General features: G+C 63.3%; 19 protein-coding genes. 14 read left to right on the top strand and 5 right to left on the bottom strand.

The features are described from left to right. The first annotated feature begins 286 nt into the window (after positions 1-286). Both VKR55_RS01705 and VKR55_RS01700 read left to right on the top strand, forming a co-directional pair. A complete protein-coding gene (locus tag VKR55_RS01705; protein WP_324399070.1) occupies positions 287-1,807 on the top strand; it encodes a tyrosinase family protein in 1,521 nt (506 codons plus the stop codon). Positions 1,808-1,817: 10 nt separating this feature from the next. Beyond that, a complete protein-coding gene (locus tag VKR55_RS01700; protein WP_324399069.1) occupies positions 1,818-2,612 on the top strand; it encodes a copper chaperone in 795 nt (264 codons plus the stop codon). On the opposite strand, the gene VKR55_RS01695 is transcribed toward VKR55_RS01700, so the two are convergent. Continuing rightward, positions 2,579-3,529 carry an alpha/beta hydrolase gene (locus tag VKR55_RS01695; RefSeq protein WP_324399068.1) on the bottom strand — a complete coding sequence of 317 codons (951 nt, stop codon included), beginning with the start codon at positions 3,527-3,529 and terminating at the stop codon, positions 2,579-2,581. The genes VKR55_RS01700 and VKR55_RS01695 overlap by 34 nt on opposite strands. 129 nt (positions 3,530-3,658) lie before the next feature. Here VKR55_RS01695 and VKR55_RS01690 point away from each other — a divergent pair, with 129 nt between their 5' ends. From VKR55_RS01690 to VKR55_RS01675, 4 genes are read left to right on the top strand one after another with little or no spacing between them, the layout of a single operon-like run. Continuing rightward, positions 3,659-3,943: a type II toxin-antitoxin system RelE/ParE family toxin gene (locus VKR55_RS01690; RefSeq protein ID WP_324399067.1), complete on the top strand. Its 285-nt coding sequence runs from the start codon at positions 3,659-3,661 to the stop codon at positions 3,941-3,943. A 13-nt stretch (positions 3,944-3,956) separates the two neighbouring features. Further along, positions 3,957-4,274 (top strand): HigA family addiction module antitoxin, encoded by a 318-nt coding sequence (locus VKR55_RS01685; protein WP_324399066.1) that lies wholly within the window; start codon positions 3,957-3,959, stop codon positions 4,272-4,274. Further along, positions 4,271-5,458, top strand: coding sequence for an RluA family pseudouridine synthase (locus tag VKR55_RS01680; protein WP_324399065.1), 1,188 nt, complete (start codon positions 4,271-4,273; stop codon positions 5,456-5,458). Before VKR55_RS01685 ends, VKR55_RS01680 begins: the two co-directional genes overlap by 4 nt. Positions 5,459-5,497: 39 nt before the next feature. Then, a complete protein-coding gene (locus tag VKR55_RS01675) occupies positions 5,498-5,806 on the top strand; it encodes a hypothetical protein (RefSeq protein ID WP_324399064.1) in 309 nt (102 codons plus the stop codon). A gap of 84 nt (positions 5,807-5,890) precedes the next feature. On the opposite strand, the gene VKR55_RS01670 is transcribed toward VKR55_RS01675, so the two are convergent. Continuing rightward, positions 5,891-6,331: a hypothetical protein gene (locus VKR55_RS01670; RefSeq protein WP_324399063.1), complete on the bottom strand. Its 441-nt coding sequence runs from the start codon at positions 6,329-6,331 to the stop codon at positions 5,891-5,893. Positions 6,332-6,409: 78 nt separating this feature from the next. Here VKR55_RS01670 and VKR55_RS01665 point away from each other — a divergent pair, with 78 nt between their 5' ends. The 3 genes from VKR55_RS01665 to VKR55_RS01655 are packed head-to-tail and all read left to right on the top strand — an operon-like array spanning position 6,410 to position 9,145. Further along, positions 6,410-7,192, top strand: coding sequence for an ATP12 family chaperone protein (locus VKR55_RS01665; RefSeq protein ID WP_324399062.1), 783 nt, complete (start codon positions 6,410-6,412; stop codon positions 7,190-7,192). A gap of 37 nt (positions 7,193-7,229) precedes the next feature. Further along, positions 7,230-8,879 (top strand): flagellar hook-length control protein FliK, encoded by a 1,650-nt coding sequence (gene fliK / locus VKR55_RS01660; RefSeq protein ID WP_324399061.1) that lies wholly within the window; start codon positions 7,230-7,232, stop codon positions 8,877-8,879. Continuing rightward, a complete protein-coding gene (locus tag VKR55_RS01655) occupies positions 8,876-9,145 on the top strand; it encodes an EscU/YscU/HrcU family type III secretion system export apparatus switch protein (protein ID WP_324399060.1) in 270 nt (89 codons plus the stop codon). The genes fliK and VKR55_RS01655 overlap by 4 nt, the downstream gene beginning before the upstream one ends. A 15-nt stretch (positions 9,146-9,160) precedes the next feature. Here the strand turns inward: VKR55_RS01655 and VKR55_RS01650 are convergent, their stop codons facing one another. Further along, positions 9,161-9,652: a hypothetical protein gene (locus tag VKR55_RS01650; protein ID WP_324399059.1), complete on the bottom strand. Its 492-nt coding sequence runs from the start codon at positions 9,650-9,652 to the stop codon at positions 9,161-9,163. A gap of 137 nt (positions 9,653-9,789) precedes the next feature. Here VKR55_RS01650 and VKR55_RS01645 point away from each other — a divergent pair, with 137 nt between their 5' ends. Beyond that, the gene (locus VKR55_RS01645; RefSeq protein ID WP_324399058.1) at positions 9,790-10,371 is read left to right on the top strand and encodes a carboxymuconolactone decarboxylase family protein; all 582 of its coding nucleotides are present in this window, start codon (positions 9,790-9,792) and stop codon (positions 10,369-10,371) included. 6 nt (positions 10,372-10,377) lie between these two features. On the opposite strand, the gene VKR55_RS01640 is transcribed toward VKR55_RS01645, so the two are convergent. Together VKR55_RS01640 and VKR55_RS01635 are read right to left on the bottom strand one after the other, a co-directional pair. Further along, positions 10,378-11,049: a hypothetical protein gene (locus VKR55_RS01640; RefSeq protein WP_324399057.1), complete on the bottom strand. Its 672-nt coding sequence runs from the start codon at positions 11,047-11,049 to the stop codon at positions 10,378-10,380. Between the two features lie 187 nt (positions 11,050-11,236). Further along, complete coding sequence (locus VKR55_RS01635) at positions 11,237-11,665, bottom strand: DUF4260 domain-containing protein (RefSeq protein ID WP_414642281.1); 429 nt, start codon at positions 11,663-11,665, stop codon at positions 11,237-11,239. 138 nt (positions 11,666-11,803) lie between these two features. Between VKR55_RS01635 and VKR55_RS01630 the strand changes: the two genes are divergently transcribed. From VKR55_RS01630 to VKR55_RS01615, 4 genes are all read left to right on the top strand, one after another. Then, positions 11,804-13,336, top strand: a complete 1,533-nt coding sequence (locus VKR55_RS01630; RefSeq protein ID WP_324399055.1) for an acyl-CoA carboxylase subunit beta — start codon at positions 11,804-11,806, stop codon at positions 13,334-13,336. 49 nt (positions 13,337-13,385) lie between these two features. Beyond that, complete coding sequence (locus VKR55_RS01625; protein ID WP_324399054.1) at positions 13,386-13,670, top strand: hypothetical protein; 285 nt, start codon at positions 13,386-13,388, stop codon at positions 13,668-13,670. A 115-nt stretch (positions 13,671-13,785) separates the two neighbouring features. Further along, the gene (locus VKR55_RS01620; protein WP_324399053.1) at positions 13,786-14,106 is read left to right on the top strand and encodes a hypothetical protein; all 321 of its coding nucleotides are present in this window, start codon (positions 13,786-13,788) and stop codon (positions 14,104-14,106) included. Beyond that, positions 14,099-14,383 carry a DUF3892 domain-containing protein gene (locus tag VKR55_RS01615; protein ID WP_324399052.1) on the top strand — a complete coding sequence of 95 codons (285 nt, stop codon included), beginning with the start codon at positions 14,099-14,101 and terminating at the stop codon, positions 14,381-14,383. Before VKR55_RS01620 ends, VKR55_RS01615 begins: the two co-directional genes overlap by 8 nt. Positions 14,384-14,421: the final 38 nt, after the last annotated feature.

Below are 14,421 nucleotides of genomic sequence, written 5' to 3'. Positions count from 1 at the left end.
GGAAAAATTTCGCGATACGTGGCGCCGTTCACACATGCTTCGCCGCGCCCTCGCTATGTCACGGATGGCTCGCGTGAATTGGTCAGCGAGGCTTTCGCTTCGGCCTTGCTAGAGACAAATCGTGACGCCCTAAGGTAGCATCATTGTTATTTGGCGACCCGACCAGAATTTGATTGTTTTGCATTGTCGTGATCGTACGCCCCGTCACCGCGATCACCGTAATGCCTCCTCAGATTTAAAAGCGCATTGGGTCAACCGATTTCTTCACCAAGCGAGGCTAACGGCCATGGCCTTCACCCGTCAAAATGTCTGGGAATTGGGCGGCGATTGGGCTGATCCAATTCTGTGGTACGCGCGCGGCGTCAAGGCGATGCAGGCGCGTCCGCTGAACGATCCCACGAGCTGGCGCTTCTTTGGCGCGATCCACGGCTTCGATCAGAATCTGTGGTCTTCGCTAGGCCTTCTCACCGAAGGTGACCAGCCGCCGAGCGACGGCGACATGAAGACCTACTGGATGCAGTGCCAGCACGGGAGCTGGTATTTCCTGCCCTGGCATCGCGGCTACCTCCTGGCGCTCGAGGCCGTGGTGCGCGACGCGATCACCCAACTGGGTGGGCCCGGCGCAACCTGGGCGCTGCCCTACTGGAATTACCTCAGGCCCAACCAGAACCAGTTGCCGCCGGCTTTCGCATCGCCGGATTGGCCCAATGGAACCGGCGATAATCCGCTCTATGTCGTGCAGCGCTACGGCGTCGATGGCAGCGGCAACGTCGTCATCCCGACGGATCAGATCGAGCAGAATGCGCTCGGCGATGCAAAATTCGTCGGCCCTGGACAGGGCGGAAGCCAAGGCTTTGGCGGGGTCAGAACCGGTTTCGCGCATAGTGGCACGAGCCATGGCGGAGTGGAGATGCAGCCGCACGATATGGTGCATGTCCTGGTGGGTGGCGGCGACGACCAGAATCCGGGCCTGATGTCGGTACCCGATCTGGCGGGCAACGATCCGATCTTTTATCTGCATCACGCCAATATCGACCGGCTCTGGGAGGTCTGGAACAAGAGCCGCCCCTCGCATACCGACCCGACCGAGGCCAGATGGGTGAAGGGGCCGGCAAGCACCGGCGATCAGGCATTCGCGATGCCGATGCCGGGAGGCACGAGCTGGACCTATACGCCGGGTGACACCATCAGTCTCGCGACGCTCGGCTATAATTATGATGATGTATCCGCGCCGGCGGTCCAGCCGCAGATTGCGGCGCGCCGCCAACGGCTGGGAATGGCCCCGGCCGAACCGAGCGGGAGGGCCGCAGCGATGGCCGAGCACGTCGAAAAACTTGGAGGCAGTCGGGGTGCGTTGAGCCTGACGGGGTCAGGAGCGAGCGCCTCCGTGCACCTCGACCATGCCGTGCGCAGCAGGGTGACCTCGAGCCTGCAAGGTATGGCCGGCGGGCCGCCGGAGCCGGACCGTATTTTCCTCAACCTGGAGAATGTGCGCGGCGCCAACGACGCCACCGTGTTCAGCGTCTATATCAACGTGCCGGAGGGCGATGATCCGGCGATGCATCCGGAGTTGAAGGCCGGCAGCGTCGGCCTGTTTGGCCTCAGCAAGGCTAGCGCGATGGACGGCCCACATGCCGGTAATGGTCTCAACTTCACGATCGAAATCACCCACGTCGTCGACACCTTGCATTTGCGAGGCGCGTTGAACGTGGACCAGCTTCACGTCCGCCTCGTGCCGCTCAAGCCGGTGCCAGACAGAACTCCGGTCAGCATCGGCCACATCAGCATCTTCCGGCAATCGGGTTAGGAACCGCGAGATGGAGCGTGCCGCGCATCGGCCGGATGCCTGGCTTGTGCCGTTCGGGACGGTCATTCTGATCGCCTGGGTGATGCTGGCGGTTGGCGGCAGCGTTTTCCCGTTGCCGGCAATCTGCTCGGCTGAAAGTGAGGCCGCGCTGCCGCTGTCGGTATCGTTCGATCTTGCGCGCATCTCCGATTCGTTTGCGCAACTGGCACTCAGCTGGGCGCTGATGGTCGTCGCCATGATGCTGCCGCTTGCGCTTCTGCCGCTCCGGCACGTCCGCGAGCGCAGTTTTGCAAGACGGCGGGCGCGGTCGATGCTGCTGTTTGTCTTGGGCTTCGTCGCGGTGTGGATGATGGTAGGTGTGGCCCTGCAGATGACCGCGTGGCTGTTGCGGAGGGGCGTGCCGCCGCTCGCCGGTGTTGGGCTTGCCGTCGCCCTCGCGCTCGTCTGGCAGGTCTCGCCCGCCAAGCAGTGGTGTCTCAACCGCTGTCACCGGCGGCCGCCGCTGGCTGCCTTTGGGCTTGCCGCAGACCTCGATGCCCTTCGCTTCGGCGTGAAGAACGGCGCGGCCTGTGCCGGCGCGTGCTGGGCGCTGATGCTGCCGATGCTGCTGATCGGGCCGGGGCAGTTGGTCGCGATGGTCGTGGTCGCCCTGTTTGGTTTCGCCGAAAGCCTGGAAAATCCGGCACGGCTCGCGTGGCGCTGGCGCGGCGGCGGCAAGGCGCTGCGCATCCTCGCCGCCTGGTCGCCGATGATACGCCCCTTTTCGATGCGCTATTTGCCGCTTCTGACAAAGTCCAGGATCTGATTGGTCAGGCGGTCATCGGCGGTGTTGATCGAATAGACCTCCGACATATGGCTGTGCTGCGGCAGCACCACCGCACGCGGGCAGCCGCTTGCGCCCTTGCAGGCGGCGGCCTTCAGGAGGTTGAACTGCGCGCCGAAGACCGATGGGTCCAGCTCGGCGGTGACGATCATGAACGGCGTCTTGGTTGCGACCAGTCCCTGCACCGACGACTGCTCCGCGTAGCGGGAGGCATCCGTTCCAAAATACGATTTCTCGGCGCTGCCAAGTTTATTGCCTGTGAGATCATAGATGCCCGACAGCATGATCGCGCCCTTGAGGCCGCCGTCTTTCACCTTGAAGAACTGGGGATGCGACACGTAGTCCGCGACATGGACCGCGCCGGCGGAGTGGCCCATCAGGTAGATGCGGGAAACGTCGCCGCCGCGCGCGGCGATGTTTTGCACCACCCACGCGACCGCGGCGCCGACGTCCTCCGCGCCTGCAGGCCAAGGGTTTTGCGGCGCGAGGCGATAGGTCATGTTGACGCCGACGAAGCCGTTCTTCACCGCCCACAGCATGATGTTGTCGTAGAACGGGCTGCCATCGGGCCCGCGCTTGTTGCCGCCGATGAAGGCGCCGCCGTGGACGAAGATCAGCACCGGCCGTGCCGCTGATGCCGCCTCCGGCAAGAAGATGTCGAGCAGGTTGCGATCGGCCGGGCCATAGTTGACATCGCGCTCGACCTTGACGCCGTGATAGGGCTCCTTCCCCTGCAGCGGCGCGTAGAGGGCCGCGGTCTTAGGCGAATCCACGGTGTGGCCGATCTCGATCAGCGTCCAGGCTATGTCCTCAGGCATCGGGCTTTGCTGGGCGTAGAGGGCGGAGGAGGTGAGGATCAGCGCCGCCGCCAATGCCCAAGTGGGTTTCGTCTTTGTCACGCGGGTTTCCTCTCTTGCTTTGCTGGTGTCTGCCCAGGATGGCTGGTGTTCCGGCAGATTTGAACGAAAGCTGGCCGTTGATCGATTTACTATTTACGTAAGTCGTAATCCTTGCTAATCAAATCTCCCGTGATCGTCAGCTATCGGGACAAGGCGACCGAACGGTTTGCCTCCGGACGGCACGTCAAGGAATTTTCGGGCTTTGCTCGGCAAGCCGAGTTGCGGCTTGATCGCCTTGACGCGGCCACCAGCCTCGCCGATTTGGCCGCACTGCCGGGAAATCGACTTGAAGCACTCAAAGGCGATCGTGCCGGGCAGTTCTCGATTCGAATAAACGATCAATGGCGGATCTGCTTCTCGTGGCCCGATGGATCGCCTGGCCCGGTCGATGTGGAGATCGTCGACTATCACTGAAGGGATGACTAACTTGGCACGAACCCCCATCCACCCCGGTGAACATCTTGCTGAAGAATTGCGAGAGCTCGGCATCACAGCGGCGGAGCTTTCGCGCCAGATCGATGTACCTGTGAACCGCATTACCGGCATTATTCACGGTCAGCGCGGCATCACGGCCGATACCGCACTGCGGCTGGGGCACTGGTTCGGTACGACACCACAGTTCTGGATGAATTTGCAGCAGCTCTACGAGTTGCGGCTTGCGGAAAACGAGATCGGGACCGAGATCGCCGCGCTGCCACGTCGGGCAAATCGATCAACCTCGCGCAAGGCTGGACGACCCGCATGAGCCGCCGTATCAAGCGAACCACCGCGCCGGGCGCGCGCCCGCATCGCGATTTCCTCAAGGCCGAGCGCGCGGCGGCGCATCGGCCGGGCGACAAGGCTGCGCGCTTCTCCGGGAAGCGCGGCGAGCCGCGGCACGAAAAGCCGCGCAAATTCACCGATGAGCCCGCAAAGGCGAAGGCCGAGCTGCCGCTGCCGACCAAGGTCCGGACCATGGTGGTGACGCCGGACGAGGACAATATGCGCGTCGACCGCTTCCTCGAGGCGCGTTTTCCCGGGCTGTCATTCTCCCACATCCAGCGCATCGTGCGCAAAGGCGAGTTGCGCGTGAATGGCAAGCGCGCCGACAGCAAGGACCGGCTTGAGGCGGGACAGAGCGTGCGCATCCCGCCGCTGCGGCTCGATGCGCCGAGAGCGACCGCGGCGTTGAGCGAAGCCGAGAACCGCACCCTGCAGCAACTCAAGGAAATAACGCTCTACGAGGATGACGACGTGCTGGTCCTGAACAAGCCCGCGGGCCTCGCCGTGCAGGGCGGCTCCGGCACCACGCGGCATGTCGATCAGATGCTGGAGGTGATGCGCGACGCCAAGGGCCAGAAGCCGCGGCTGGTGCATCGGCTCGACAAGGAAACCGCGGGCTGCTTGCTGGTGGCCAAGACGCGCTTTGCCGCGACGCATTTGACCGGCGCGTTCCGTCATCGCTCGGCACGCAAGATCTATTGGGCGCTGGTTGCCGGCGTGCCGAAGCCGAAGCAGGGCCGTATCTCAACTTACCTCGCCAAGGAAGAGAGCGAGGAGGACTCCATCATGCGCATCGCCGCCCACGGCGATGAAGGCGCGAGCCATGCGGTCACGTATTACGCGGTGGTGGAAACCTCGGCCAACAAGCTCGCCTGGGTGTCGTTGAAGCCCGTGACCGGCCGCACCCATCAATTGCGTGCGCATATGGCCCATATCGATCACGCCATCGTCGGCGATCCCAAATATTTCAACAAGGAGAACTGGGAATTGCCGGGCGGTTTGCAGAACCGGCTGCATCTTCTGGCGCGCCGCATCGTGATCCCGCATCCGCGTGGCGGCGTGATCGACGCGACCGCGCCGCTGCCGCCGCACATGCTGCAATCCTGGAACCTGCTCGGACTGGAAGCCGATCGCTTCGATCCGATCGAGCACGCGCCCGAGGAATAGCGGCTTGCGATCCGCTTGGCTGATCACGACATAGGGCAGATGAAACGGCTGTCGTTAGTGGTGCTAGCAGGTGTGACGGTGCTCGCGGGCGACGTGGCCTTCGCGCAGTCGCCGAACGGTCTTGTCGGCGGCTCGCAGTTCAATCCGCCCCTGCCGCCTCCGCCGCCGCCACCCAGGATAGAGGTCCCCGTGGTGCCCAAGTTAGACGAGCCGTCGCGTCCCGTTCAACAAGTTGCGCCTCGCGAATCCTTTTCTGATCGGATCATTCGCTGCCTCGATGAGGCCGCAGCCGCCGGCCTCGGCCCCGCCGATCGCGCCGCCTATTCGCGCGCCTGCGCCAATCGCTGAGGCTTATATTTTGCGCATGATCTCCGCGCAAACGCTTCGCGTTTGTCGCGAGGAAAACCGGTGCCCACTTTTCCGGATCATGCGCTACTTGACCTGTTCGATAAACATCCGCAAGGAATCATACGGGCTCTCGATATCGGTGATCAGCCAGCCCTCGGGGCCGTTCACCAGGATGAAGGTCAGCGTGACAGCGCGGCCCTGATTGTCGAAGCTCGCTGCAACATAGGTCTTGTCGAATTGGCGGCGCGAGACCGCGATCGTGACCGGGCCGAGCTTCCAGGTCGGGCTCTGCACCAGGAAGTCATACGGCTCGTCGCGGAGCGCGCGCCAGGCGTTGCGCAGGCCGGGATCGAAGAACCGTTCGGTGGCCGCCTCGTCGTGCGGCAGGCCGTGAGAGAGCTCGGGTGCGCCGTTGCCATAGTAGGCATAGACGTTGCGAACCAACGATTCCGGTGTGCGGAACCCGGCGCTCGCGCCCGTGAAGGCGCAAGTCAAGGCCAGGATCGCTGCAAAGATCCGTCTCACGCGTGGCTCGCTTTATTCGGCCGCGTACTTATCATAGTTTGCAGGGCGAAGTGATGCGACCGAGGGAAGCAAGGTTTCATGCGTGAATTGTTCGACGAGGTGGCCGGCAAGTCGCCGCTCGATCCGCAGGAAGCGGTGCGGCGCGCTACGCGCGCGCCCCAGCGCAAGCGGTTCTATGCGACCACAGCAATGATCGAGACCGACGGTGGCTTCGCCGTGGCGCTCGACGGCAAGCCGATCAAGACCCCGTCGGGCAAGATCGTCGCCGTGCCGAAACGGGCGATGGCCGAAGCGATGATGGCTGAATGGGACGCGCAGAAAGAAACCATCGATCCCCTGACCATGCCGATGACGCGGTTTGCCAACAGCGTCGTCGACGCCGTGGTCGAACGCGTTGGGGTCGTGCGAGACGACATCGCCAAATATTTCCATTCCGATCTCCTGTTTTATCGCGCTGGCCATCCCGAGGCGCTGGTCGCGCGCGAGGCGCAGCATTGGGATCCCGTGCTGTTCTGGGCGGCGGACGCGCTCGGCGCGCATTTCATCCTGGCGCAGGGCATCATGCATGTGCACCAGCCCGAGCAGGCGGTCGCCGCAGCGCGCAACGCACTGCCGGGCGATCCCTGGTCGGTGGCGGCGCTGCATGTGGTGACGACGCTGACGGGGTCTGCGCTGCTCGCGCTCGCGCTGCATGAGGGCGCGCGCGATCCCGCTGAAATCTGGGCGGCCGCCCACGTGGACGAGGATTTCAACGCCGAGCAATGGGGTGAGGACGAGGAAGTGTCCGCGCGCCGCGCGATGCGGAAGCTCGATTTCGAGGCTGCGGTGGCGATTTTGCAGGCGCTGAAGAGCGCCGGTTAACGAGAGGTTTACGCCGTCCGCGTTAGCCTTGCGGGCCATGGCGATAACACCTGTCAATCCGACCGTTCCGGTGATCGCTGCCCCAAACGTGGGCGGCGCGAGCGATGGCGTCGTGCTGCAGCCGGGCACGGTCGTGCCCGCGCAGGTCGAGAGCGTGCTCGCCGACAATCTCGTGCGGATCGCAATTGCCAATCTCTCGATCGACGTGCTCACCGAGGTTGCGCTGACGCCGGGGCAGAATCTGCAGCTCGCGGTATCGCAGCCGCAGGATGGCGTCGTGCGGCTGCAGATCGTGGGGCAGGGAACTGCCGCCGCTGGCGCCAGCACCGGTACGACGACGAATGACGCTGCGAGCGTTGCGCCGAATGCTCCCGTCAGCCCCGCGGCGACTATCGCCGCCGCGAATGATCCGCTGACGCCGCTCGAACGCATCGCGGTTTCCGTGGCGTCCGAAAACGCCGCGACTGCGCAGCAGAGCCTGGCGCCGTTGTTCGCCAACCTCAATGCAGCGGCCTCGTCGAACGGTTTGCCGCCGGCGCTGCAACAGGCGATCGCCAGTGTGCTCGTGCAACAGACGCCCCTCGACGAGACTCTTTCCGGCGGCGATATCCAGAGCGCGTTCCAGAAGTCCGGCCTGTTCCTCGAGGCATCGCTTGCCTCCGGCGCCATTGCCTCGAACGGTACCGTTCCCGACCTGAAGGCCGCGCTGATCGTGCTGCGCCAGACGCTCGCAAGCGCCGTGGAGGGTCAGAATGCGGTGACATCGCCGTCGGCGAGCGCTCCAGCAAACGTCACCAAGCCAAACGTCGCCTCCCCGCCACTCGCGCCGTCGCTGCCGGCTGAGATGGACCGGCATGAGACTGTTTCCCAGCTCCGGTTGCCGCTCCCGAATGTTGCCGCCGCGGCCGATCCGGACAAGCTCCTGCTGGCACAGGCGCTGTTGAGCTCGCCCGTGCGCTCGGTCACGTCGGGCGCCGCGCTCAATCTGCTGCAGGAGGTGTTGCAGGAAATGCCGCCGACGGCGGCTAGCCCGGCCGCGATCATCACCTCGCCGAACGGACAAATCGGGCAGAACGGGCAGGGAGCCGCGAGCCCCAATGCGCCGACGGCGTCAACGCCGCCACCGCCGTTCCGCGGGGCATTGCCCTCGGCGCAGCCGGTTGCGACCTCATCGATCGCGCCGAACGCGCCGCTGTCGACCACCGTGCATCATCTGCTCGACGACACCGATGCCGCGCTCGCGCGCCAGACCTTGCTGCAGGTGGCGTCCTTGCCTGATCGCGTCGACGCGTCCGGCAACCGTATCGATCCCTCGATTCCGCGCTGGAATTTCGAAATTCCCTTTGCCACGCCGCAGGGCACTGCAATGGCGCAGTTCGAGATTTCGCGCGACGGCGGCGGCGAGGCCGTTGAGCCGGCGAAACGGACCTGGCAGGCGCGCTTCTCGCTCAACGTCGAGCCGGCCGGTCCCGTGCATGCGCTCATCTCGCTCACCGGCGATCGCACCTCGGTGCGGATGTGGGCGGAGCGGCCGCAGACTGCGGCACGGCTTCGCGCCGGCGCCTCCGAGCTCAGTCAGGCACTGAGCAAGGCCGAGCTTTCGCCCGGCGACATCGTGATCCGCGACGGCGCGCCGCCGCAAGTCGTGCCTGCCAGGGCAGGCCATTTCCTGGATCGCGCGCTGTGAGCACCGAAGCCAGAAACACGCTCGCGGTCGCGCTGCACTATGACCGCACCGGCGCTCCGCGCGTCGTGGCCAAGGGCAAGGGCACCATCGGTGCCAAGATCATCGAGATTGCCAAAGAGCACGACATCCCGATCGAAGAGAACGAGGTGCTCGCCGGCGCGCTCTCCAATGTCGAGCTCGGCGATGAAATCCCCTCCGAGCTCTACAAGGCCGTCGCGGAAGTCCTGGTGTTCGTGCTGCGGCTGACCAAGCAGCAGCCGCGCTAAACGCCGGCAATCAAGCTAGCGCCGGTCGAGCACGAGCGTGACGTCCCTGACCTCGCCGCCACCCAGCGGATGGATCGATACCGTCTGCCGGCCGCCGCGTGTCGTTAATGACAGGTTGGCCGAGAAGTTCTGGCCGCGCGCCGCCGCGTCGATATGATCGCCGACCGCACGGCCTTCGATGATGCCGGACGCATTGCGGGTGGCTTCGGTCCATTGCCCTGAGATTGCGCCGCCGCGATAGGCGACATTGCTCGCCAGGTTGAAATTGTAGGCTTCGCTGGCGCAGCGCAGGTTGAGGCTGAGCTCATCGCCGCGTCCGGCGACGTTATAGGATGCGCGGCAGCGCAGCCGTTGCCGCTGTCCGTCGGCGGTGCTGAGCGTGCCGCCGCCAGACCAGGTGCCCGCCATGGCAAGGAAGGGAGAGCGAACGGCTGATAGTGCGGGAGCGCCCGAAAAGCTCAGCGCAATGAGCAGGCATCCCGCTGTTGCGACATTGGATCGGGTCATCGGAAACCTCCTTGTTCCCTGTGCGGTGATGCGCAGTCCAACGCCGCATCGGCGAAGGAGTTCAAAAGGTTCCTGAGGGTGCTGGTTCAATTTGCCGCGCGCAATTAAGCTGAGACGCAATCAAAATGGGAGAAACCATGCAGTCGACCTCAGGCAAGCTGCCGCGATTTCCGCAACTCACCCTGGAGCAGCTCAACGCGGCGCAGAAGCCGCTCGGCGACCAGGTCATGAAGGTCTCCAGCGTCGGTATCGGCGGGCCCTATAATTTGCTTCTGCGCAGCCCGGTGCTGGGCCAGCGGCTGTTCGACCTGTTCGACTATCTGCGCTGGAAGACCTCGGTGCCGACGAGGCTCAACGAGTTCGCGATCCTGATCATCGGCCGGCAGTGGCGTTCGCAGGTGGAATGGTTCGCACATGTGCCGATTGCGACGAAGGCCGGGCTGTCGGCCGACATCATCGCGGAGTTGAAGGCGAACAAGCGGCCCTCGAAAATGGCCGAGGACGAGGCGCTAGTCTATGATTTCGTGACCGAGCTGACCAACACGTACAAAGTCTCCGATGAAACCTTTGCGCGGGCGCGGGCAATTTTCAACGATCAACAGATCGTCGATCTCGCCGCGGTTGCCGGCAACTACGTGATGGTCGCGATGATCCTCGCCATGGCCGAGCAGACCGTGCCGCCGGACAAGGAGGAGCCGTTCAAGGCCGGAGAGGCGTGACGGCGGCTACTTGGGAGCCAGGCCGGCCTCGCCGCCGGCCAGCGCCTTGTCGAGGGCGCGGGCGCCGATCTCGCAGATGGTCATCGATACCACGTCGCCGCTGCTGGCAAAAGTCTTCGCCAGATAGTCGAACTGGGTGCGCGCGAGCTTGAGCTGCTCGACCGGCACCACCGCGATGGATTCGTCGATCGCCTCCGGCGGAGGCGGCTTGCGCAGCTCGTCGACCTCGGCGTGGAGTGCGGAAAGCTTCTCTTCGGCCTGTTCGGCCTGGGCCTGCGCGCGCAGCGTCTCCTCGGCGAACCAGTTGCGGTCGATCTCGGCCTGGCGGTTGCGCTCATCGAGCTGTCGGCCGTGTTCTTCAAGCTGCCCGCTGCGCTCTTCAAGCTGCGCCTTCAACACATCGATTTCGGCCTTCAGCGAATCGACCTCGGCGAGCAGGTTGTCGCTCGCAAGCTCGGCCACTTCGCGGAGCTCGAGGTTACGCGCGTGGTCCTCCTGCTGCTCCTGGTAAAGCTGCTCGGCGGTCGTGGCGCGCCGGCCCAGCGTCTCGATCATGTCGGCCGCCGCCATCAGCATCTCCGCATTGCGGCCGCCCGTGAGCATGCTGGAAAGCCGGCGCAGGAAATCGACGGTTTCCTGCTGGGCGCCGGAGGGTAGGGAAATGACAGGTGCAGGCATCGCCATCATGATTCGGATCGCAGGGATTCAGTATCCGCAGGGGAAGTACGCGAATTTGACCAAATAGGGGCCAAGGATGTCGGGGGACGACGGGTGCGCGAAGCTACGCGTACTTTGCCCACCATTGCGGCTTGGCGGCCACTATTCAAGCCGTCACGAGGGGGCTGGACCGGCGCATCAACACTGTTCACACGCCTGCCTGTTTGCGGCCGATCCGGCCTAAATGGGTGAAGCCGAATCCGGCCTCATATTTCAGCCCGTAGCCCAGCGCGCGGTCGATGCCGATATGGGCGAGCCAGATCATCGCAATCGAGAGCGTCAGCGGCTCGGCCAAGGCAAAGCCTGCCGTCATCAGCGCGACCGGCGCGAGGTAGCTGTGAGCAGCGTTGTAGATGAACGCGCCCGCTTCAGGGCCCGCCAGATAAGCCGCAAAGCTGAGGTCGGGGACGAGGAAAAGGACGGCGAAAACCCACCAGGACCCGCCCCAGATCGCGTAAAGCCCGACCATGCTCGCAAACAGCGTCAGCCCCTCGAGCCGGAGCAGGATCTTGACGCCGCCCGTGACTTCGCCGGCGACCTGACCGGTTGCCGCGCCTTGCGCAATGGTTTCGCTCATCCGCATAACTCCTTCACTCTCAAGTCGATTTCGCTGTCCCGGGGCGCGGCCCGAAGCGCCCCCAAGCGGCTTTTGGTTTGCGAGGCGGCCTGTTAGAAACCTGAAAATTGCCACTGATATAAGGACGGGCGGACGCCGATGAAGGATATCCTGGACACCCTTGAGGAACGGCGCGCGGGCGCAAAGCTCGGCGGCGGCAAAAAGCGCATCGAGGCGCAGCACGCCCGCGGCAAACTGACCGCGCGCGAGCGCATCGAGCTTTTGCTCGACAAGGGCTCGTTCGAGGAGTTCGACATGTTCGTCGAGCATCGCTCGATCGAATTCGGCATGGAGAAAACCAGGATCCCGGGCGATGGCGTCGTCACCGGCTGGGGCACGGTCAACGGCCGCAAGACGTTTGTCTTTGCCAAAGACTTCACGGTGTTCGGTGGTTCGCTGTCGGAAACGCATGCGCTGAAGATCACCAAGCTGCAGGACATGGCAATGAAGGCGCGGGCGCCGATCATCGGCCTCTATGACGCCGGTGGCGCGCGCATCCAGGAGGGCGTCGCCGCGCTTGCGGGCTATTCCTACGTGTTCCGCCGCAATGTGGTGGCGTCCGGCGTGATCCCGCAGATCTCGGTCATCATGGGCCCCTGCGCCGGCGGCGATGTCTATTCGCCGGCCATGACCGACTTTATCTTCATGGTGAAGAACACGAGCTACATGTTCGTCACCGGCCCCGACGTGGTGAAGACCGTCACCAACGAGGTCGTGACCGCCGAGGAGCTCGGCGGCGCCTCGGTGCATGCGACGCGCTCCTCGATCGCCGACGGCGCTTTCGAGAACGACGTCGAGGCGCTGTTGCAGATGCGCCGCCTGATCGACTTTCTGCCCGCCAACAACACCGACGGCGTGCCGGAATGGCCGAGCTTCGACTCGATCGAGCGCGTCGACATGTCCCTGGACACGCTGATTCCCGACAATCCGAACAAGCCCTACGACATGAAGGAACTGATCCTGAAGGTCGTGGACGAGGGCGACTTCTTCGAGATTTCGGAGATGTTTGCCAGGAACATCGTCACCGGCTTCGGCCGGATCGCCGGCCGCACGGTCGGCTTCGTCGCCAACCAGCCGATGGTGCTGGCGGGCGTGCTCGACTCGGATGCCTCACGCAAGGCCGCGCGCTTCGTGCGCTTCTGTGATGCCTTCAACATCCCGATCGTGACCTTCGTCGACGTGCCCGGATTTTTGCCGGGCACGGCGCAGGAATATGGCGGGCTGATCAAGCACGGCGCGAAACTGCTGTTCGCCTATTCGCAATGCACGGTGCCTCTGGTGACGATCATCACGCGCAAGGCCTATGGCGGCGCCTTCGACGTCATGGCGTCCAAGGAGATCGGCGCCGACATGAACTACGCATGGCCGACCGCGCAGATCGCGGTCATGGGCGCCAAGGGCGCGGTCGAGATCATCTTCCGCTCTGACATCGGCGACCCCGACAAGATCGCAGCCCGCACCAGTGAATACGAGGACCGCTTCCTCTCCCCCTTCATCGCCGCCGAGCGCGGCTATATCGACGACGTCATCATGCCGCATTCGACAAGGCGCCGGATCGCGCGGGCGCTCGCGATGCTCAGGGACAAGCATGTCGAGATACCAGCGAAGAAGCACGATAATTTGCCGTTGTGAGGAAGGCCGTCTATTGTGTTCGATACTCGAACTCGAGAGGTGATCTCGCATGCCAGAACATGTGACTGAACAGAGCTCTAAAGATATCGTGGAGCAAGGATCAGCGATTTACAACAGGCTGTATCGCACCGACTTCGAGTCCAAATGGTTGGGGCGTTACGCTGCCGTCGATGTAAAGTCAGAGCAAGCTGTTGTTGAAGACTTTCCAGAGACAGCTTTGGCCCGTGCGCGCGCGCAATTTCCGGACGGAATATTCTACCTCGTCAGAATCGGCTCTCCGGGTGCGTTCAAGCTCAGTCGACGAGTAGCAGACGCTCATCCCGGGCGGATTTGACTCAACGGGAAGCCCAACTATCGAAATCCGGGTTGCAGGGGCGTCGGGATCGAAGGCATATCAAGCAGTCATTGACACGGGATTTACCGGGTTCGTCGAACTCCCGCTTTTCGAAATGGTTGAGCTTGGGCTCAAGACCGAGGGAGCTGCCAACGTAATGTTAGGTGACGGCAGCATCGTAACCAACCATCTCGCGACGGCAGACGTTCACCTGGCCGGCCAAGTCGAGAATGGAACGATCCTCCTAGCCGAAGATTCGTCTGGTGTGTTGATTGGAATGGCCTTTCTCCGGAAATTCAAGAAGTCGCTAATACTCACAAACAGTGCGATCGTCCTCTATGACGAGCATGAGACTTTAGAGACGATCGTTGAACTGATGAAAGACCTGCCTCAGGGACAACCTGATACAAATCCAACGGCCGGCAGCGATGTCTAATCAAATCCTGTGCATCAATAAATCGGACCGAATGAATCCACACGAGCGGATTACTCACATCGGTGGACTAAGCAACAACGGACAAAGATGGCGAGTCACACAGGAAGAGGCAGTTCGGGGGATAGAGAGCAATAAATGGCAGTTCCACGTCCGAGTCGGCTCGCGCGATGTCAGGGTAATTGTTGCGTTGAGCCAATACGGCAACAAATATATCAAGACAGAAGCTGACGGGTACATGCCAGACAATCTGCTGAGCTTGCCAGAATGTCCAAAGTGAATTCGGAGCAGCAAGCGTAGGGCAGGTTAGGCGCGGCC

It is taken from the genome of Bradyrhizobium sp., from assembly GCF_035309285.1.
In the GTDB taxonomy this organism is placed as follows: domain Bacteria; phylum Pseudomonadota; class Alphaproteobacteria; order Rhizobiales; family Xanthobacteraceae; genus Bradyrhizobium.
This window is presented reverse-complemented; position numbering and strand designations above follow the sequence as displayed.